Below are 20,839 nucleotides of genomic sequence, written 5' to 3'. Positions count from 1 at the left end.
GTGTGATCTTCTCCTTGTAAATCATAAAGAAATATGTTACGAATAAAAGAAATAAGTAAAATACTTTTCCTGGCAATGGTGTCTCTTGCCATTATAATTTTTGTCTCATGCTCTAATGATGATAGTGATGATCAAGGACAGGGAACAATATCATCGCCAGTTGCAACAGCAGCCTCAGAAATAGCTTTTACCAGTTTTAGAGCCAATTGGGATCCAGTATTTAGAGCAGGAGAGTACCAGTTGGATGTCTCAGATAATGCTGGTTTCTCTTCATTTTTGCAAGGATATGAAAACAGATCGGTGAATCAATTGTTTGAAACTGTGTCTGGGTTAGCACAAAATACTCAATATTATTATAGAGTACGAGCTGTGGTTGATGGAGAAAGCTCTGGTAACTCAAACATTATTGATGTTAGTACGGATACCGAAATTACTGATGATGTCACGCTGAAGCAAGCAGCAGAAAATAATTTTCTAGTAGGCGTGGCCGTTTCTGCCGCTAGAACTCAAATCGCTGCCTATGATGAGGTGTATAAAAGAGAGTTCAATAGCATTACTGCCGAGAATGATATGAAAATGGCTTCTGTATTTACGGGCATTGATGGGTCAGGTAATATCATTTATGATTGGAGTAAAGTAGATGCTTTGATCAACTATGCCGAAACGAATGGTATGAATGTGCATGGTCATACTTTGATTTGGCATCGTAGTGTACCGGAAGCATTAGAAAATTTTGCAGGAACAGATCAGGAATTTGAAGATTTGATCGGGCAATATATTAATGCGGTGCTTACCAGATATAAAGGTAAAATCAACTCTTGGGATGTCGTAAACGAAGCTATTGACGATGATCCTGCTGTTCAATGGAGAAACACCTTGTTTTTGCAAAGAATGGGGGAGAACTATGTTCAAAAGTGTTTTGAGTTTGCAAGAGCCGCTGATCCGGATGTAAAACTGTTTTACAATGATTACAATATGACTTTTGATGCTACCAAAAGAGGTAAAGTGTTGATGATGGTAGACAATTTGAAGGCTAATAATTTAATCGACGGAGTAGGATATCAAATGCATATAGATTATAATTTTCCTAGCAGACAAGAAATACAGGATGCTACCGACGAATTGGTTGCAAAAGATGTGCTTATACATTTTGCAGAACTTGACGTAAAAGTAAATGCTGTTGATGATTTAACTGAATTCACTGCAGAGCGCTCAATGGCCCAGGCAGCAAGGGTGGCAGAGATAGTTGAAATTTTTAACGCGATTCCACAAGCACAAAAGTATGCGATTACGCTTTGGGGGCTTAAAGATGATGATACATGGTTAATTCCAGAAAATAATGGCAGACCAGAGTGGCCACTTTTATTCGATGCCTCTTTCGAGAAAAAAGAAGCCTATTTTAGTTTTATAAAAGTATTATTGGATTGATGCCGCCTTTTTGAGCAATGCATCTTTCCATCGTAATGCTTCAATCATAGAAGAAAAGTACTTCAAGTCTTTTTTATAGAAAGAACCCTCTAGTTCAGAGAGTAATTTTTGCCGGGGGTTCTTTGATACTACAGCGATACCCAACATGTTATCAATTTTTTTGGTTTCATGATATATTGTTGGGTTTACCGAGTATGAATGTATTCGGTTAGAGATGTACACAAAGTTTCGGTTGTTGAAATGCGTATTTACAAACTCTAATAGAATCTTGTTATGCTCGGGTAAAACCAAAAAACCAGAAGAAATAGTATTGGTGAGGTAATTTTGATGCACTTCGACCGTAGTAAAACCTAAATCATAGTATTTTATCATTTTCACTAATGAATTACTATATCTAAGTATGGCTAATGTGCCTTTAATTTACGATAAAACTAGATTAAACAAAAGTTAAAATATTAATCCTTAGGTATATAAAGTGTTTTTGTTACCCTTTTTTTAGAAGTTTGTTTTTCCATTTCAAGGCATCTTCCATAGTCTCAAAATGCCAGAATTCCTTGTTGAAAAATGTTTTCTCGTAGGTGGTTTGTGTTTTTTGAACGGGATCTTTAGAAACCACCGCAAATCCTTTTAACTGTTTGATCTGGGCTGTTCTTATATACACTATAGGATCAACCGAATAGGAGTGAATTCTATGTGTAATATATACAAAAGGGGTATCAAAATGACTTTCCGCTATTTCTATCAAGACAGCATTGTTCTGTTTGTCGACAGTAATGCCTTCATTCATTACTGCAAGTACATAATCATCATGAATTTCCAGGGTACAGAAATCAAGGGTATAAGATTTAATCATGTATTGTTAGTTAGCTTAGCGCGATCAATGTAAAAGGAAAATCATAAATATCAAATTCTTTGAGATAAAAAAAACCGCCGTTTATCAACAGCGGTTTAAACATATTACTTTTTTTGGATGTTACGATTCGGTTGATTTTTCAGCTTTTTCGATGCTGATCGTCAATTCTCCAGAATCATCTATATCCATAAAGATACTATCTCCTTCTTGAAGTTTAGCGTTAATAATCTCTTCAGCAAGAGCATCCTCAATATATTTTTGAATAGCTCTTTTCAATGGTCTGGCACCATATTGTTTGTCAAATCCTTTTTCAGTGATATAGTCCTTCGCTTTTTCACTTAAAGAAAGATCATAACCAAGACCTTTGATTCTTCCATATAACTTATCAAGTTCGATATCGATGATCTTGTGAATATCTTCTCTTTCAAGAGCGTTAAACACAATCACATCATCAACTCGATTCAGGAACTCAGGTGCAAATGCCTTTTTGAGTGCGTTTTCAATCACACCTTTGGCATAATCTTCGGCTTGAGACTTTTTGGCAGTCGTTCCAAAACCAACACCTTGTCCAAAGTCTTTAAGTTTACGAGCACCAATATTAGAGGTCATAATGATAATGGTGTTTCTAAAGTCGATTTTACGACCCAAACTATCTGTAAGATAACCATCATCAAGTACCTGTAACATCATATTGAACACATCAGGATGTGCTTTTTCGATCTCGTCTAATAGAATCACAGAATAAGGCTTTCTTCTTACCTTTTCGGTAAGCTGCCCGCCTTCTTCGTATCCTACGTATCCCGGAGGCGCACCAATTAGTCTAGACACGGCGAATTTTTCCATGTATTCACTCATGTCGATACGAATTAATGTATCTTCACTATCAAACAGCTCTTTGGCTAATACTTTTGCTAACTGTGTTTTTCCAACACCTGTTTGTCCCAAGAAAATGAAGGAACCAATAGGTTTGTTAGGATCTTTCAATCCTGCACGATTACGCTGTATTGCTTTCACTACTTTATTTACAGCCTCATCCTGCCCAATTACCTTTCCTTTGATCAAATTGGGAAGTTCTGCAAGTTTGTTGCTTTCCGTCTGAGCGATACGATTCACGGGAATTCCTGTCATCATAGAAACTACGTCAGCTACATTTTCCTCATCTACAGTTTCTTTATGAAGTTTGGATTCTTTTTCCCACTGTTCTTGGGCTACACTCAATTCCTTTTCCAGATTTTTTTCATCATCCCTTAGCTTTGCAGCCTCTTCATACTTCTGTTTTTTGACTACGCTATTCTTTAATTCTCTAACCTCTTCCAATTTCTTTTCGAGATCAAGAACTTTCTTAGGTACATCTATATTAGTGATGTGCACTCTAGAACCAGCTTCATCCAAAGCATCGATAGCTTTGTCTGGTAAAAAACGATCCGTCATATACCTGTTGGTAAGCTTAACACAAGCTTCTATAGCATCCGGTGTGTAGCTTACATTATGATGTTCTTCATACTTCTCCTTAATATTGTTAAGGATTTCTATCGTTTCTTCAATATTTGTAGGTTCTACAATTACTTTTTGGAAACGACGCTCAAGTGCTCCATCTTTTTCGATGTATTGACGATACTCGTCCAGCGTAGTAGCTCCTATACATTGAATTTCTCCTCTTGCCAATGCTGGTTTGAACATATTAGAAGCATCAAGGCTTCCGGTAGCACCACCTGCACCTACAATCGTATGTATTTCATCAATAAAAAGGATGATGTCATCATTTTTCTCCAGTTCATTCATTACCGCTTTCATTCGTTCTTCGAATTGCCCACGGTATTTTGTTCCGGCTACCAAACTAGCGAGATCCAGTGTAACCACTCGTTTATCAAAAAGAATACGAGAGACTTTTCGTTTCACTATGCGAAGTGCCAAACCTTCGGCGATGGCGGATTTACCAACACCAGGTTCACCAATTAGCAAAGGATTATTCTTTTTACGACGGCTCAAAATTTGAGATACACGTTCAATTTCTTTGGATCGACCTACTACAGGATCAAGCTTTCCTTCTTCTGCCATGGCGGTAAGATCACGACCAAAATTATCCAAAACAGGAGTTTTAGATTTCTTGCCGGCTTTACTACCAGAACCTGGAGAATTAAACGGATTTTCTTTTGAAGCATCTCCTGTTAAATCATCATCATCTTCAGAGAAGGATTCTGCTTTTGGGTTGTCTAGATATTCTTCTTCGTTTGCGATCATATATTTAAATTGGTCTTTAACATTATCATAATCTACTTTTAAACGATTTAAAAGTTTTGTGGTTGGGTCATTTTCGTTTCTCAAAATACATAGCAATAAATGTGCGGTATTAATTGAGGAACTTTGAAATAATTTGGCTTCCAGAAAGGTCGTTTTTAAAGCTCTTTCTGCTTGCCTGGTTAAGTGTAAGTTCTTTTTTTCGTTTGAAGCAACTGCTACATTGGGATTTGCAGGGCTTAGAATTTCAACTTTTCTTCTTAAGTTAGTTAAATCTATGTCTAACGCATCAAGGATACTAATTGCTTTTCCACTTCCATCACGCAATAATCCTAACATAAGATGTTCTGTACCTATAAAGTCATGCCCCAATCTAAGAGCTTCTTCCTTACTATAGGCAATTACATCTTTTACTCTAGGTGAAAAATTATCATCCATATAATCTCTTTCTTTTTCTATATAACTAAAATAATAATTTTTGGAATTACTATGGCAAAAACTATTCCTTTTAATCGATGATTAACAAATATATGATGCCAAAAGGCTAATTTGTCATGTAGTTATGCCCAATTTTTACTAAAATCGATAACCGGATCGATTCTCTTTTTTTGCATTTCTTGGTAAATAGACAAAAAAAGCTGTAATAATCAAAACCTATGTTTATAGACTTATTAACGATACTAAGTGCTATTTTTGTTAATAAATTACGTATATTACATAGGTAATTGGGTGTTAAAAACGTCTTAATTTACTTAAATTAGCGCGTTTAATAATTCAATTTCAGAAAAAAGTTTTTATGGCAGAAGGAGAAAAACTTATACCTATTAATATTGAGGATGAGATGAAATCTGCTTACATCGATTATTCGATGTCAGTTATTGTATCTCGTGCACTTCCAGATGTTAGAGATGGCTTAAAGCCAGTACATCGACGTGTATTATATGGTATGTATGAATTGGGAGTAAGAGCTAGTAGCGCCCACAAAAAATCAGCTAGAATTGTAGGGGAAGTTCTAGGTAAATATCACCCACACGGGGATACTTCGGTATACGACACTATGGTTCGTATGGCCCAGGAATGGAGTTTGAGATATATGTTGGTAGATGGCCAGGGTAACTTTGGGTCTGTAGATGGGGACAGTCCGGCAGCAATGCGTTATACCGAGGCAAGAATGAGAAAGATATCCGAAGACATGCTTGCGGATATAGAAAAAGATACAGTAGATCATACCTTCAATTTTGACGATACACTACAAGAACCAACGGTACTTCCTACAAGAGTTCCGGGATTATTGATTAATGGTGCTTCAGGAATTGCGGTAGGTATGGCAACCAATATGCCACCACATAACTTGAGCGAAGTTGTGGATGGTACTATTGCTTATATCGATAACAATGATATCGAGATTGACGAGTTAATGACTCATATCAAAGCTCCTGATTTTCCAACGGGAGGGATCATTTATGGATATGACGGCGTAAGAGAAGCATTCAAAACAGGTCGCGGTAGAATCGTAATGCGAGGTAAAGCCAGTTTTGAAGAAGTGAATGGTAGAGAGTGTATTATCGTTACCGAAATACCTTATCAGGTCAATAAGGCAGATATGATTAAGAAGACTGCCGATTTGGTAAATGATAAGAAGATAGATGGTATTTCTTCGATTCGGGACGAATCAGATCGTAAAGGAATGCGTATCGTTTATGTCTTGAAAAGAGATGCAATACCTAATATTGTATTGAACCTTTTATATAAGTACACTGCGCTTCAATCTTCTTTTAGTGTAAATAATATTGCACTAGTAAAAGGAAGACCGCAGTTGTTGAATGTAAAAGAAATGATTCACCATTTTGTAGAGCACAGACATGATGTGGTCGTGCGCCGCACAAAATATGAATTAAGAAAAGCCGAAGAAAGAGCGCACATATTAGAAGGATTAATCATAGCTTCGGATAATATTGATGAAGTAATTGCATTGATTCGTTCTTCTGCCAATGCGGAAGAGGCCCGTGAAAAGTTGATTGAGCGTTTCAAATTGTCTGAGATACAAGCCAAGGCAATTGTAGAAATGAGATTGAGACAGCTTACTGGTCTTGAACAGGATAAATTACGTGCTGAGTACGAAGAATTGATGAAAACCATTGAAGATTTAAAAGACATTCTTGCTAAAAAAGAACGTCGAATGGATATCATTAAAGAAGAGCTAATCGAAGTACAGGAAAAATACGGAGATGAGCGTCGTTCTCAAATAGAATATGCAGGTGGTGATCTTAGTATAGAGGATATGATCCCTGATGAAAAGGTGGTGATTACCATTTCTCATGCAGGATATATCAAAAGAACATCGCTAAACGAGTATAAGAAACAAAATAGAGGTGGAGTTGGACAAAAAGGAAGTACTACTCGTAATGAAGACTTCTTGGAGCACCTGTTTGTGGGTACTAACCATCAATACATGTTGTTTTTTACTCAAAAAGGAAAATGTTTCTGGATGCGTGTATACGAAATACCAGAAGGAAGTAAAACTTCGAAAGGTAGAGCCATCCAGAATTTGATCAATATCAGTCAGGATGACAAAGTGAAAGCATTTATATGTACTCAAGATTTAAAAGACGAAGAGTATATCAATTCACACTATGTCATAATGGCAACGAAAAAAGGTCAGGTCAAAAAGACATCTTTGGAACAATATTCCAGACCAAGAACTAATGGAATTAATGCCATTACTATTAAGGACGAGGATGAGTTACTAGAAGCTAAACTTACCGATGGTAAAAGTCAGGTAATGCTCGCTGTAAAATCTGGAAAAGCGATACGCTTTGAAGAGGAGAAAACTCGACCTATGGGTAGAGGAGCATCTGGAGTTAGAGGAATTAGATTGGCAGATGAAAAAGACGAAGTAATTGGTATGGTTGCCGTAAATGACATGGAAAGTAATATCTTAGTGGTGTCAGAAAACGGATACGGAAAACGTTCAAAACTAGAAGATTATAGGATTACCAACAGAGGAGGTAAAGGAGTTAAGACCATTTCTGTAACTGATAAGACTGGAAACTTGGTAGCGATAAAGAATGTAACTGATTTGGATGATTTGATGATCATCAATAAATCGGGTATCGCGATAAGACTTTCGGTCGAAGATTTAAGAGTTATGGGTCGTGCCACTCAGGGGGTTCGATTGATTAACTTAAAAGGTAAAGATTCTATTGCTGCGGTGGCAAAAGTAATGCACGATGAAGATGATTTGGAGAACGCAGAAAATGCCGACGAAATCGCCGAAGCAAATATAGATACTGAAGATGCCGGAGATGGCACGAATATTGATAAGAAAACTGAAGAATAATTAAATCCCATTAAAAAAAAGACGAGTAATGAAGACTAAATTTATCTTAGTATTATTCCTAGCGATTAGTACTATTGGATTTTCTCAAAAAGAAGCAGCAAAAGCTTTGAAAGCGGCCAACAAAAATGTAAAGTCGGGTAATTTGGATGCAGCTGCTGATGCATTGAATGCAGCAGAATCGCAAATCGATGGAGCTGAGGCTAAATTAAAAGCGCAGTTTTACTATTTAAAAGCTCAAGTACTTTCTGGTACTGCTGGAGAATCAGTAGAAAAAATGGAAGGAGCTGCCAATGCTTATGTAAAAGCAATGAAAATAGAGAAAGAAGCTGGAAGTTCGAAGTATACAGCTGATGCTTCTCAAAAATTACAAACTTTACGTCAAGCTTTGGTAGAAGGAGCTATCAAAGATCAGAATGCTAAGAATTATAAAAACGCTTCTGAAAAATTGTATGTAAGTTATAAAACAAACAAGCAAGATACTATCTATCTTTATTATGCAGCAGGAAATGCTGTGAATGGTAAGGATTATGATACTGCTCTTAAATACTACAACGAATTAAAAACGATTGGGTTTAGCGGTGTTGCAACAGAATTTGTAGCGACCAACAAAGAAACTGGTGAAGTAGAGCCATTCGACTCTAAGCAGACCAGAGATCTTATCGTGAAGTCAGGAACTCATATCAAGCCAGAAGAGCGTGTTACTGATTCTAAAAAAGGAGAAATTGCTAAGAATATTGCTTTGATCTATATCACTCAAGGTAAAGATGAAGAAGCAATGAAAGCAATTGAAGATGCTAAAGTAGAGAATCCTAATGATACTTCTTTATTACAAGCTGAAGCAGATGTATTCTATAAATTAGGTAATCTCGAAAAGTATAAGGAAATTATGGAGCAGATCGTTGCAAACGATCCTGAAAATCCAGACTTATTATATAACCTTGGGGTTAGTGCTTCTCGTCTTGGTGATAATGACCAGGCACTAGATTACTATAAGAAAACTTTAGAGTTAAAGCCAGACTATACTGCAGCACAAATCAACGTTGCAGCATTGATCCTTGGAAAAGAAAAGGCTATCGTTGATGAGATGAATAATCTTGGTACTTCTAGTAAAGATTACAAGCGTTATGATGTATTGAAACAGAAAAGAGAAGACGTTTATAGAAGTGCTGTTCCTTATTTGGAAGGAGCTTTAAAAAGCAATCCTGATAACGTAGAAGCTGTTCGTACTTTAATGAATATCTTTTATCAGTTAGACGATCCTAAGGCTGACGAAATGAAAAATAAGCTTAAGGCTTTAGAAGGAGGCAACTAAAAAACCTTCAAAACAGTATATAAAAAACCGAAAGCCATGCTTTCGGTTTTTTTATTGTCCAATTGTATGCTAATCCACATCGTACGGAATATAATTATTCCATTTCCAAGGGGTAAAGGTGTCGCCTAAAGCGACTTCTAAAAGTTCTTTAAAAATGGTATTTCCATTATCGCTATTGGTCATGATCATAATACCTTTTTTGGATGAAGGAAATACAATAGAATAATGCTGAAACCCGTCATCGCTATGCCCTCCCTTAAAAGCTCCGATGCCATAAGGTGTAGTAAATAAATTCCAACCTAAACCTGAACTTAGATGAATAGCATCATAGGTATCGGTTGTTCTAGAAGAATATGGGCCAAAATGTCTTTCTGATCGTATTCTAATCTGAGGTGTAAAGATCTTATTCCATGAATCTTGGCTAATAATTTTTTGTTGTAATACTGCTTCTAAGAATAAACTATAATCTATAGCAGATGTTTCCAATGTACCACCTCCTCTTGGTTCGTTATCAATATCTTTTGGGTGTGTTCCACCAGAAGAGGAATGTCCATAAGCAAAATCCTTTTCAAATTTGGTATTCCACTGATAGCTGGAATTATTCATGCCTAATGGGGTGAAGATTTTTTCCTGAGCTAAATCTTCTAAACTTCTGTTTAAGATTTTTTCAAGAACTACCTGTAAGTAGATATACCCTTCTCCTGAATATCCATATTTGCTCCCTGGTTCAAAATTCACTCTTAATTTCTGATCTTCCTCAAACCAACGATAGTTATTAAAACCAGTGGTGTGATTAAGACACATTCGAGCTGTTATTTTGTGATATAAAGAGTCGTTTTTTAAATCTGAGAAATCATCATGCCATCTCGTAAGGGGTTTATATTCATAGATTTTTTTTGGAAGATAGGACTCCAAAGGGGTATCCAAATCAATTATGTTTTCTTCTACCAGTTTCATGACAAGTACAGCAAAAACGGATTTGCTAAAAGAAGCTCCATATATATTTGATGAATCGGTTAAAAACTCCTTTTTCTCATAGTTTTTGTATCCAAAAACCTTTCGATAACTGATTTTATTGTCATTTAGTACTGTTACAGCGGCACCATGCACATTCGCTTTTTGTAAAAGTTGATTGATTTTTATGGTTAAAGAATCCTTGGATATCGTAGATCCATCCAACCTGGTTACGCTATCAGTAATGGGGCTTTTGCCATTACATCCTGTGATCAAAAATGTGGTAAGAACCAACAGAATCCCTAAATTCTTTAAATTGTTGGTTTTCCTTCTTAGAAATGGGATAGATGGTGGGTAGTAGCATTTTTGTGAATTTATTGCCGATACCAGATTGATAATCATAACAATTAGAGTGTAGGGTATAACAGCAATGAATAGGAGAAACCCAATTCTCTGTATTGTTACCAGCGCAATGAATGATAATGCAAACAAAATAGTCATGGTGATTTGAAAATTTACAATAGCTCTCCCATGTTGATCGTACACTTTATTGTCTTCACGTTTATGAATCCATAAGAATAGAGGAATGAGGATATTACAAAGAGGGATGACCATTCCCAAAATAGGAACACCATGCATTAATAAAAGCCATTTTTTTTGAATGTCTTCTTCTTTTGGATTTTCTATGACCAGAAGATCTTCAACTTCTATTTCCAAAGCATTGGCTAGGAGCTTAATGGTTTGTAAGTGAGGTCGAACTTCACCTTTTTCAATACGTTGTATGGTTCGTATGGTGACTGTAGTTTTTACCGAGAGTTCTTCTTGAGTATATCCTTTTTTCTTTCGTTGATAGAGTAAATTTTTCGCTATTGATTGATCATTCATGATTTTTAATTTTTAGTTGAAACAAAGCTATCAATAGCGCCTCGTTTTTGTTACGACATTTAGGTGTCACCTATCTGTCATTTTAAGGTATAATAGGGACTAAAGGGTAAATTTAATGATATGATAAACAAAAAAAGTCCTGATTCAAAATTAAATCAGAACTTTTAAAAGCGTTTATAAATAGAACATTTATCTCAATTCTGCTCCAAGTTTGTTTTCAAAATTACCTTGAAGCTTTTTCATTACTTTATCTACTTGTTTATCCGTAAGTGTTTTTTTCTCATCCTGAAAAATAAAACTAACCGCATATGATTTTTTACCATTAGGAAGGTTTTTTCCCTGATAAACATCAAACAAATTGATTTCCTTTAGTAATTGTTTTTCCGTTTGTTTGGCAATGGTTTGAATCTCTTCAAAAGAAACGGTATTGTCTAACAGCAATGCAAAGTCTCTTCTTACTTCTGGGAATTTTGGAATTTCCTTAAACTTAATTTTAGTGTGCTTTGCGTATTCCAAAACATTATCCCAATTAAAATCAGCATATAATACTTCTTGAGAAATGGAGAAATGTTTTAAAACTGATCTTTTTAGGATACCAAAGTCTACCAATTTTGCTTTTCCAAGGCTGATTGAAATCCCCTCGGCAAACTGATCATTTTTTACAGCAGTAGTTTTGAGTCTGGTTAATCCTAATCGTTCTAAAATCGATAGGATAACTCCTTTCAAATAAAAGAAATCAGTAGGTTGCAGACTGTTTTTCCAACTTTCTACAGTTCTGTTTCCAGTAACAATAAGACTTAAATGTTTGTTTTCTACTCGAGAATCATCATAATTGTGGTACGTCTTACCAAACTCAAAGAACTTAAGGTCAGCTCGTTTTCTGTTGATATTATATGATACCGCTTCTAATCCTGAATACAACATCGACTGACGTAATACCGCAAGATCATTACTTAATGGATTCAGCATTTCAACATTATGTGATTCATTAAGCTGCTCACTAAGTTGAATATATTCTGGAGAGGTCAATGAATTGGCCATCATTTCATTAAACCCTTGTCCAATTAATTGATTAGAGATCGTGTTTTGAACAGTGTGATCTGCAAACTTATCTATGTTAGCTATAGAGGCATTTAACTTTTGAGTGAATCCAATATTGTTGTATCCATATACTCGTAAGATTTCTTCAATCACATCTGCCTCTCTTTGTACATCATTTCTGTACGCAGGAATGGTAAGTCCAGTACCTGATTCAGATACACTATTGATTTTGATATCCAAAGAAGACAAAATACTTTTGATGGTATCCTGTGGAATCTCTTCTCCAATCAATTTTGTTGCATTTTCATAAGACAAAAAGACTTGAAAATCTTCAATTTTTTTTGGGTACAAGTCGGTGATTTCACTAGAGATCGTACCACCAGCCAATTCTTTAATAAGCAAAGCGGCTCTTTTTAGAGCATATTCTGTAATATTTGGATCGATACCTCTTTCAAATCTGAATGAAGCATCAGTATTTAATCCATGTCGTTTTGCTGTTTTTCTAACACTTACCGGATTAAAATATGCACTTTCTAGAAATACGGTAGTCGTTTTTTCGGTTACTCCAGAATTGATTCCTCCAAAAACACCTGCAATACACAGTGGTTTTTTGGCATCACAAATCATCAAGTCTTCTTCATGAAGTTCTCGTTCAACTTCATCAAGAGTAGTAAACTTAGTTCCCGCAGGCAAAGTTTTTACTTCGATTTTATTTCCTTCAATATGTTGTGCATCAAAAGCGTGTAATGGCTGTCCCAGTTCATGCAGTACATAATTGGTAATATCCACCACATTATTTTTTGGGGTAATCCCAATGGCTTTCAATCGATGTTGTAACCATGTCGGAGATTCTTTCACCTCGATATCCGAAATGGTAACACCGCAGTATCTTGGAGCTAAGTCAGCATCAGCTACTTCAATATCAATTTTATGTAATCGATTTTCTACAGTAAAATTGCTAACCGAAGGTGTAATAAGTTCTAGATTGATGTCTTTTTGTAAAAGTCCAGCTTTAAGATCACGCGCAGTACCCCAATGACTCATAGCATCCGCACGGTTTGGAGTAAGTCCGATTTCAAAAATATGATCATTTTCAATATCAAAAACTTCAGATGCTTTTGTACCCACAGAAATATCTGCATCCAACACCATAATTCCGTCATGACTGTTTCCAAGACCGAGTTCGTCTTCGGCACAAATCATTCCGTGGCTTTCTTCTCCACGAATTTTTCCTTTCTTAATGGTCCATTTTTCTCCCTTGTCGTCATATAGATTTGTACCAATAGTTGCAACAGGAACTTTTTGACCTGCGGCTACATTTGGAGCACCACATACGATTTGAACTGGTTCTCCGTTCCCCAAATCTACTTTTGTAACCTTAAGTTTATCCGCATTTGGATGTTTTTCACAACTCAAAACCTGGCCTACTACTACGCCTTCTAATCCTCCTTTTACACTCTGATAGGTGTCAATACCTTCTACTTCAAGACCTAAATCGGTTAGTAACTCTCCGGTTTTCTCTGCGTCCCAATCTATATGAATAAACTGTTTTAACCAGTTATAAGAAATTTTCATTGATGATTATTCTGATTTTAGTCGGTAAAGATAATATATTGAGCAGAGCAAACAAACAAGAATGTGAGGTTATCAACAAGGTAATTTTAGTTTCTTGAATTATAGATGTTCAACAAATTTTTAGGGATCTTACATATTGGATTGAGTGTAAAATATTAAATATCAAAAGTAAATGCTTATTTTTGATAACTAGTAAGCCCTAAATACTAAAATATGAAAGGATTAAAACTAATTGTATTGCTATTCAGCTTTCTGCTTTTCGCAGGTCATGATGGATTTGCTCAAAGAAAGGTAGATAGAAAGAAGAAAGAAGAGACGACTACTAAGGTTAGGAAAAAGACTGGTAAAGAAGAAGGGGCTGGAATGAAAGAAGCAGTCGCTAAGAGAAAAAGAACTTCTAGAAAGGAAGCAAAAAGAGATCGTGCAAGACGTATAAGAGCCATTGCAGAGAAAGATAGAAGACGAAAACGGTCTTCAGAATCGAAAAAAAGAAGAAACTCAGGAGATAATTAATACATAATGCTCCTCGTAAACAAATTAAAATGTCTGGAAGATTTTTTTCTGGGCATTTTTTATTTGAATTCTTGGAAAAAAGAAGTTTTATTTACAATTGGATAAATGACAAGTGTTCTGGAGCAATACTTAAAATATAGAATCATAAGAATATGAAAACACGAATAATAACTGGGGCTTTACTTACTATTTTTTTAGTGAGTTGTAAGAAAGAGGATAAAAAACAACCTATAGATCTTTTAGAAGGACCTTGGAGAGCTTCTCTTACTGTTCAGGATAACGAGGAACTTCCGTTTCTTTTTGAGGTAATGGAAGATGAAACGCTAAAAATATTTAATGCAGAAGAAGTTATAGATGTAGATGAAGTAGAAATTTTTGGAGATTCTATAAAGATAAAATTCCCAGTTTTTGAAGGGTATGTTGCTGCCAAATTTGAAGATTCTCTTACGATCTCTGGAAGTTTTATAAAAGAAAGTTTGGATCGGACTGTTCCTTTCAAAGCTACTTTTGGAGAACAAGATCGATTTGATATTGCTACTCCTCCTTCTGCAAATATCACAGGAAATTGGGAAACGGTTTTTAGTCAGGATAACGAAGAAGATCGGTATATAGCAAAAGGTATTTTTAATCAGAACGGGAATATAGTTTCGGGTACGTTTAGAACTACTACGGGAGATTATCGCTATCTAGAAGGTGTCGTAAATGGAGATCAACTACAACTCTCTACCTTTGATGGAGCACATGCGTTTTTGTTTACTGGTAAAGTCACCGATAGTACTCTAAGTGGGAATTTCTATTCAGGTAATCATTGGAAAGAACCATTTGTAGCCAAAAGAAATGAAGAGTATGAATTACCTTCAGAAGATAGCTTGACATTTATCAAAGAAGGTTATGATGGTTTAGAATTTAGTTTTCCGGATACCGAAGGTGCTATGGTTTCATTAGACGATGAACGATTTAAAGACAAGGCCGTAATTGTACAGATCATGGGAACCTGGTGTCCTAATTGTATGGACGAGACTAAGTATTACGTAGATTTTTATAATAAGCATAAAGAAAAAGATGTCGCTTTTGTAGCACTTGCTTTTGAATATGCAAAAACAAAGGAAAGAGCGGTAGCGTCGATACATCGTTTACAAAAGAAGTTAAATGTTCCGTATCCTATTTTATTAGCTCAGCACGGTACATCCGATAAGAAAAAGGCACAAGAAAAACTACCAATGTTGAATCATGTGTTGTCCTATCCTACTACAATTTTTGTAGATAAAAAAGGAGAGGTTAGACGTATTCATACTGGATTCAACGGACCAGCTACAGGAAAGAAGTATGAAGAGTTTACAGCAGAATTTGAGCGATTTGTGACAGAGCTGGCTTCTGAGTAGCAGGCTTTAACAATCTATTATGACTTTCATTTGGAGTTTAACACTTAGGTAACATCTGGATTCGTTTTAACAATTTAAATTGGCAACCTATAGTTTTAATCATAATATTTATTTCAAAAATGTCAGTCATGAAATCACTTAAACAATTTTCTATATGTCTGTTTGGGGCATTAATGTTAATGGGTGCACAAGCGAATGCCCAACTTAATGTACCAGAAGGCAGTCAAAGAGGAAAAGTATCTCAACGTGTTGGGATTACAGATATCACCATCGATTATGGTAGACCGAGTGTGAAAGAAAGAGAGATCTGGGGAAAATTGGTTCCTTATGGATATAACAACCTTGGGTTTGGTACTTCTACAGCTGCTCCCTGGAGAGCCGGAGCTAACAATAACACGATCATAGAATTTTCCCACGATGTAAAGGTAGAGGGTAAAAACATTAGTGCGGGGAAATATGGATTACACATTGCGGTAAAAGAAGATGGTGGAGCAACCGTTATTTTTTCAAAAGATAATAATGCCTGGGGAAGCTATTTTTATGATGAAAAGAATGATGCCTTACGGGTAGATGTACAAACCAAAGACGTTCCTCATACCGAAGTACTGACATTTTCATTCCCAGAATTTGAAGCCAACAGTGCTGTAGCTGCATTACGTTGGGAGAAAAAGGAAATTCCTTTTAAGATTGAAGTAGATGTAGCAGATATTGTTATGAAAGGAATCGAAAGCGATCTAAGAAACTCTCCTGGGTTTACGCAAACAAACTGGGATAATGCTGCCAATTATGCGTTTAATGCAGGAAAATTAGATAAAGCATTAGAATGGGTGAATGCTTCTATTAGCGGTAATTTCTTTAGTAAGGAAACTTTTGGTAACCTGTCACTTAAATCTAATATATTGGCAAAGCAAGGTAAAACAGCTGAAGCGATGACTTTTGTTGATAAAGCAGCCAAATTAGGTAATGCAACCGAAGTTTTTAGATTGGGAACCGGACTTATTGGTCAAGGTCAAAAGGATAAAGCTTTAGCAATTCTTAAGGACAATGTAAAAAACTCTAACGGAGCGTGGCCTTCTAATTATGGATTGGCCAAAGGATACGCAGCAACGGGAGACTTTAAAAATGCAATCAAAGCGATCAATACTTCGATGACAAAAGCACCAGATAGATTTAAGCAACGTCTTACTGGAGAATTAGAAAAGCTGAAAAAAGGTGAAGATATCAACTAGGTGACACAACATATTATTTAGAAAGTAAAAGGTTTAGAGTATTTCTAAACCTTTTTTTATGGATATCAAATTACTTTTGTTAATATTATGAAGGGAAAATATAAATGAGTTCATTCAGGTAGAACGAGATGTTAGATCTATTGTTTGAACTATCTTTGCACCAACCAAATTTATAACCATGAGTAAAGCTGTTTATATAGCAACCATCGAACCTAATAGTGGCAAATCTATTGTGGTTTTAGGAATGATGCGTATGCTATTAGGAAAGGTAGCCCGAGTAGGGTACTTCAGACCAATTATTGATGATCCTAAAGAAGGAGAAGTAGATAATCATATCAACACCGTAATTTCTCACTTCGAACTAGATATTAACTTCAAAAAGGCATACGCTTTTACAAGAAGTGAAGTACTGCAAAAATACAATAAAGGAAAATCAGGAGAGATTATAGACGAAATCATCCGAAAGTATAAGAATCTCGAAGAACGATTCGATTTCATTCTGGTAGAAGGAACTGATTTTTCAGACGAAGGAAGTATTATCGAGTTCGATATCAATGTAATCATCGCCAAAAACCTTGGGATTCCAGCAGTGATTGTTGCTAGTGGTGTAGATAAGAAAAATGAAGAAATCGTTGGTAATCTCAAATTGGCATTTGATACATTCAATAGCAAAGATGTTGAAGTGTTGGCTATGGTAGCCAACAAAGTAACTCCAGGTTGTAAAAATGAATTGCCGTCTGCCTTCAACAAGAGTTTTGGTAATGGAGTAGATAATATAGTAATACCAAAAATAGATGCCCTTATTAATCCTACAGTAAAAGAAATTGTAAATGAACTGGAGGGAACTGTTTTGTTTGGTAAGGAATACCTAAATAATCAAGCTGGTAATTATGGAGTGGGAGCGATGCAGTTACGTAATTATCTAACACATATTAAAGACAATAGCTTGGTGATTACGCCGGGTGATCGTGCCGATATCATACTGGGAGTGTTACAAGCGAATATCTCGGATAATTATCCAAAAATATCGGGTATTATTCTTACCGGAGGGATTGTTCCTGAAAAACCTATTTTAGACCTTATAGAAGGAGTTTCGATATCCTTCCCGATTGTATCGGTGCCCAGCGGTACCTTCTCGATTACTAATAAAATAGGAGCGATTAGATCCAGAATTTATTTGGATAACTTACAGAAAATAAACACTTCAATCAGTACATTCGAAAAGTACGTGAATGAAGACCGTTTGGCAGAAAAACTAGTTACGTTTAAATCTGAAGGTTTAACCCCGAGAATGTTTCAATACAACCTTTTGAAACGTGCTTTAGAACATAAAAAACACATTGTTCTTCCAGAAGGCTCGGATGAAAGAATCCTTAGGGCTACATCAAGGTTATTAGCTTCAGATGTTGTAGATATCACTTTGATCGGTAACGAAAAGAAACTAAGAGCTAAAGCGACCAAACTTGATATTCCAATTGATTTTGATAAGGTAAATGTTGTCTTCCCTACAGAATCACCTCATTACGAGGACTATGTACAGACATTTTATGAATTGAGAAAACATAAAAATGTGAATCTGGATATGGCCAGGGATATGATGGCAGACGTTTCTTATTTTGGAACAATGATGATTTATAAAGGCCATGCAGACGGAATGGTTTCTGGAGCAGTGCATACTACCCAACACACTATACGTCCTGCATTGCAGTTCATTAAAACAAGACCAGGGGTAAAGGTAGTGTCATCTGTGTTTTTTATGTGTTTGGAAGACAGAGTATCTGTATTTGGAGATTGTGCGATTAATCCAAACCCGAATGCAGAACAATTGGCAGAGATTGCAATATCTTCTTCAGAATCTGCAGCTGCATTTGGAATTGAACCCAAAGTAGCCATGTTGTCGTATTCTTCCGGAACTTCTGGAAAAGGTGAGGATGTGGAAACAGTTAGAGCGGCTACAGCTATCGTTAAAGAAAGAAAGCCTGATCTTAAGATAGAAGGGCCAATTCAGTATGATGCTGCTGTAGATATGAGAGTGGGGCAAAGTAAACTACCAAACTCAGAAGTGGCGGGACAAGCCAGCGTATTAATTTTTCCTGACTTAAATACAGGAAACAATACATATAAAGCGGTACAAAGAGAAACAGGAGCGTTAGCTATTGGACCAATGTTGCAAGGCTTAAATAAACCAGTAAATGATTTAAGTAGAGGTTGTACGGTAGATGATGTATACAACACAGTTATCATAACAGCTATTCAGGCACAAGGACTATAAAAAGAAAATCATGCAAATATTAGTACTCAATTCAGGAAGTTCTTCTATCAAATTTCAATTGTTTCATATGCCAGAAGCCAAAGTAATTTGTTCTGGATTGGTAGAGCGAATAGGATTACAGAATTCTAAAATAAGCTATAAGACAGATGCCGATAAAATAGAAAACGTTCTAGACATCAAAGATCATAAAGAAGGACTACAGTTGGTTGCCAATTATTTGATGGACCCAAAAGTAGGTGTGCTGAAATCTGCTTCAGAAATCAATGCTGTTGGACATAGGGTCGTACATGGCGGAAGTACGTTTACTCAAACAGTAGCGATTACTGAAGAAGTAAAAAATAAGATTGAGAAGTTGGCAACTTTGGCTCCTTTGCATAATCCTGCAAATTTACAAGGGATTTTGGTGGCAGAAGAAATATTCCATTCTGCTAAACAAATTGCAGTTTTTGATACCGCCTATCATCAAACGATTCCAGTAGAAGCCTATAAATATGCAATTCCTAATTCATTTTTGGAAGAGCATAACATCAGATTATATGGGTTTCATGGGACCAGTCACAAATATGTGTCTGAAAAAGCAATTGATTTTTTAGGGCAAGAAGAATCCAAAATTATTAGTATCCACTTGGGGAACGGATGTAGTATGACTGCCATAGAAAATGGCAAAAGTATTGACCATACACTAGGGTTTGCACCAATGAATGGATTGATTATGGGTACTCGTTCGGGGGATATCGATCCAGCAGTTATTTTTCATATGGTAAATGCGTTAGGATATTCTTTGGATGAAGTAAATGCACTTCTACAGAAAGAAAGTGGCATGCTTGGATTAACCGGATATAGCGATCTTAGAGATATTGAATCTGAAGCAGAAAAAGGAAATGTAGCATGTAGATTAGCACTGAAGATGAGTGCTTATCGAATTAAAAAATTTATAGGGGCTTACGCCGCTAGTATGAATGGACTAGATGCTATCGTATTTACAGCAGGGATTGGTGAAAACTCCGATACTGTAAGAGCTCTGGTTTGCGAAGACATGGGCTTTTTAGGAATCCATTTGGATAAGGAGAAGAATAAAGAACGGTCCAAAATGGCAAGAGATATTTCGGAATCAACTTCTAAAGTGAAAATTCTGGTAGTACCTACTAATGAGGAATTAGAAATCGCTAAACAGTCATTTGAACTACTTTCACAATAGTAACAGACCTATATAAAACAAAAGAATGACGATGGTTGTCGTCATTCTTTACTTACGGATCAAAATTTATTATCAATTTTGTAAGCTTTCAATCTGTTACCAGCATGAATTTCGAAATTAGTGTTTCATGCAATAAATACATTGGCAAGAAGTGGATACAGAAACCTATGCCCAAACGCAACTTCCATTGGATTGACAATAACCGTAGTCACAAAAAACAGCGCCGTTTGGAGTGGTGATACAACATCTTTTTGGACCATTACAGTATGGTCTTAGTACTCCAAACGATCCATTAATTTCTTGCTGATCTTTTTTGTTTAATACTTGTACATCCTTAAGGTTTAGAATTTTTTTCATGGTTTAAATATTTAAGAGTTAGTCTATTGATTAAAATTGTAAAAGAACTTACAGGACAGTGTAGCTATTTGGGAAAGACAGACAAACTGATTAAAGCTTGCCTGTCATTAGGTTTTATTGAGTATGATCTGATATGATTATCTTTCAACTATTTAAGTCAAAAAGTATAACTTGGTTTAATTCTAAAATTACAGATGTGTTCATAATCAATATTCATAATAAAGGTATACTAAATACAGGAAAATCAAATATTCCAAATCCA

Annotated in this window: 14 protein-coding genes; 8 read left to right on the top strand and 6 right to left on the bottom strand. The window is 35.8% G+C overall.

Annotated elements, in window-relative coordinates; genetic code table 11:
• Positions 1-33 precede the first annotated feature (33 nt).
• The gene (locus tag BUE24_RS04405; protein ID WP_084549391.1) at positions 34-1,428 is read left to right on the top strand and encodes an endo-1,4-beta-xylanase; all 1,395 of its coding nucleotides are present in this window, start codon (positions 34-36) and stop codon (positions 1,426-1,428) included.
• Here the strand turns inward: BUE24_RS04405 and BUE24_RS04400 are convergent.
• The 3 genes from BUE24_RS04400 to BUE24_RS04390 form a co-directional block, all read right to left on the bottom strand.
• Positions 1,417-1,800 (bottom strand): hypothetical protein, encoded by a 384-nt coding sequence (locus BUE24_RS04400; RefSeq protein WP_073314258.1) that lies wholly within the window; start codon positions 1,798-1,800, stop codon positions 1,417-1,419. The genes BUE24_RS04405 and BUE24_RS04400 overlap by 12 nt on opposite strands.
• A 112-nt stretch (positions 1,801-1,912) precedes the next feature.
• Positions 1,913-2,281 carry a hypothetical protein gene (locus BUE24_RS04395; protein ID WP_073314256.1) on the bottom strand — a complete coding sequence of 123 codons (369 nt, stop codon included), beginning with the start codon at positions 2,279-2,281 and terminating at the stop codon, positions 1,913-1,915.
• Between the two features lie 120 nt (positions 2,282-2,401).
• Positions 2,402-4,957, bottom strand: coding sequence for an ATP-dependent Clp protease ATP-binding subunit (locus BUE24_RS04390; RefSeq protein WP_073314254.1), 2,556 nt, complete (start codon positions 4,955-4,957; stop codon positions 2,402-2,404).
• Between the two features lie 358 nt (positions 4,958-5,315).
• Here BUE24_RS04390 and gyrA point away from each other — a divergent pair, with 358 nt between their 5' ends.
• Positions 5,316-7,859: a DNA gyrase subunit A gene (gene gyrA / locus BUE24_RS04385; protein WP_073314252.1), complete on the top strand. Its 2,544-nt coding sequence runs from the start codon at positions 5,316-5,318 to the stop codon at positions 7,857-7,859.
• A gap of 28 nt (positions 7,860-7,887) precedes the next feature.
• Positions 7,888-9,171: a tetratricopeptide repeat protein gene (locus tag BUE24_RS04380; RefSeq protein WP_073314250.1), complete on the top strand. Its 1,284-nt coding sequence runs from the start codon at positions 7,888-7,890 to the stop codon at positions 9,169-9,171.
• A gap of 69 nt (positions 9,172-9,240) precedes the next feature.
• Here BUE24_RS04380 and BUE24_RS04375 read toward each other — a convergent pair whose 3' ends face one another.
• The gene (locus tag BUE24_RS04375; RefSeq protein WP_073314248.1) at positions 9,241-11,010 is read right to left on the bottom strand and encodes a serine hydrolase; all 1,770 of its coding nucleotides are present in this window, start codon (positions 11,008-11,010) and stop codon (positions 9,241-9,243) included.
• A gap of 189 nt (positions 11,011-11,199) precedes the next feature.
• Positions 11,200-13,626 carry a phenylalanine--tRNA ligase subunit beta gene (gene pheT / locus BUE24_RS04370; protein WP_073314247.1) on the bottom strand — a complete coding sequence of 809 codons (2,427 nt, stop codon included), beginning with the start codon at positions 13,624-13,626 and terminating at the stop codon, positions 11,200-11,202.
• Positions 13,627-13,839: 213 nt separating this feature from the next.
• Between pheT and BUE24_RS04365 the strand changes: the two genes are divergently transcribed.
• The 5 genes from BUE24_RS04365 to BUE24_RS04345 all read left to right on the top strand — a co-directional run bounded on the left by BUE24_RS04365 (position 13,840) and on the right by BUE24_RS04345 (position 20,220).
• Positions 13,840-14,139 (top strand): hypothetical protein, encoded by a 300-nt coding sequence (locus tag BUE24_RS04365; protein ID WP_073314245.1) that lies wholly within the window; start codon positions 13,840-13,842, stop codon positions 14,137-14,139.
• Between the two features lie 152 nt (positions 14,140-14,291).
• Positions 14,292-15,521 (top strand): peroxiredoxin family protein, encoded by a 1,230-nt coding sequence (locus tag BUE24_RS04360; protein ID WP_073314243.1) that lies wholly within the window; start codon positions 14,292-14,294, stop codon positions 15,519-15,521.
• Between the two features lie 128 nt (positions 15,522-15,649).
• Positions 15,650-16,750 (top strand): DUF2911 domain-containing protein, encoded by a 1,101-nt coding sequence (locus BUE24_RS04355; protein WP_073314241.1) that lies wholly within the window; start codon positions 15,650-15,652, stop codon positions 16,748-16,750.
• Positions 16,751-16,928: 178 nt separating this feature from the next.
• Complete coding sequence (gene pta, locus BUE24_RS04350) at positions 16,929-19,022, top strand: phosphate acetyltransferase (RefSeq protein ID WP_073314239.1); 2,094 nt, start codon at positions 16,929-16,931, stop codon at positions 19,020-19,022.
• 10 nt (positions 19,023-19,032) lie between these two features.
• On the top strand, positions 19,033-20,220 hold the full coding sequence (locus tag BUE24_RS04345) for an acetate/propionate family kinase (RefSeq protein WP_073314237.1): 1,188 nt from the start codon (positions 19,033-19,035) through the stop codon (positions 20,218-20,220).
• Positions 20,221-20,385: 165 nt separating this feature from the next.
• Here the strand turns inward: BUE24_RS04345 and BUE24_RS04340 are convergent, their stop codons facing one another.
• Positions 20,386-20,577, bottom strand: a complete 192-nt coding sequence (locus BUE24_RS04340; protein ID WP_073314235.1) for a hypothetical protein — start codon at positions 20,575-20,577, stop codon at positions 20,386-20,388.
• Positions 20,578-20,839 lie beyond the last annotated feature (262 nt).

This window comes from Aquimarina spongiae (assembly GCF_900141785.1).
GTDB classification, from domain to species: Bacteria; Bacteroidota; Bacteroidia; order Flavobacteriales; family Flavobacteriaceae; genus Aquimarina; species Aquimarina spongiae.
This window is presented reverse-complemented; position numbering and strand designations above follow the sequence as displayed.

Excerpts from the sequence above, each read along its gene's own strand:
- BUE24_RS04355 (WP_073314241.1), top strand. The coding sequence starts at position 15,650 with ATGAAATCACTTAAACAATTTTCTATATGTCTGTTTGGGGCATTAATG.
- BUE24_RS04375 (WP_073314248.1), bottom strand. The coding sequence starts at position 11,010 with ATGAATGATCAATCAATAGCGAAAAATTTACTCTATCAACGAAAGAAA.
- BUE24_RS04380 (WP_073314250.1), top strand. The coding sequence starts at position 7,888 with ATGAAGACTAAATTTATCTTAGTATTATTCCTAGCGATTAGTACTATT.
- gyrA (WP_073314252.1), top strand. The coding sequence starts at position 5,316 with ATGGCAGAAGGAGAAAAACTTATACCTATTAATATTGAGGATGAGATG.
- pta (WP_073314239.1), top strand. The coding sequence starts at position 16,929 with ATGAGTAAAGCTGTTTATATAGCAACCATCGAACCTAATAGTGGCAAA.
- BUE24_RS04390 (WP_073314254.1), bottom strand. The coding sequence starts at position 4,957 with ATGGATGATAATTTTTCACCTAGAGTAAAAGATGTAATTGCCTATAGT.
- BUE24_RS04340 (WP_073314235.1), bottom strand. The coding sequence starts at position 20,577 with ATGAAAAAAATTCTAAACCTTAAGGATGTACAAGTATTAAACAAAAAA.
- BUE24_RS04360 (WP_073314243.1), top strand. The coding sequence starts at position 14,292 with ATGAAAACACGAATAATAACTGGGGCTTTACTTACTATTTTTTTAGTG.
- BUE24_RS04395 (WP_073314256.1), bottom strand. The coding sequence starts at position 2,281 with ATGATTAAATCTTATACCCTTGATTTCTGTACCCTGGAAATTCATGAT.
- BUE24_RS04405 (WP_084549391.1), top strand. The coding sequence starts at position 34 with ATGTTACGAATAAAAGAAATAAGTAAAATACTTTTCCTGGCAATGGTG.
- BUE24_RS04365 (WP_073314245.1), top strand. The coding sequence starts at position 13,840 with ATGAAAGGATTAAAACTAATTGTATTGCTATTCAGCTTTCTGCTTTTC.
- BUE24_RS04345 (WP_073314237.1), top strand. The coding sequence starts at position 19,033 with ATGCAAATATTAGTACTCAATTCAGGAAGTTCTTCTATCAAATTTCAA.
- BUE24_RS04400 (WP_073314258.1), bottom strand. The coding sequence starts at position 1,800 with ATGATAAAATACTATGATTTAGGTTTTACTACGGTCGAAGTGCATCAA.
- pheT (WP_073314247.1), bottom strand. The coding sequence starts at position 13,626 with ATGAAAATTTCTTATAACTGGTTAAAACAGTTTATTCATATAGATTGG.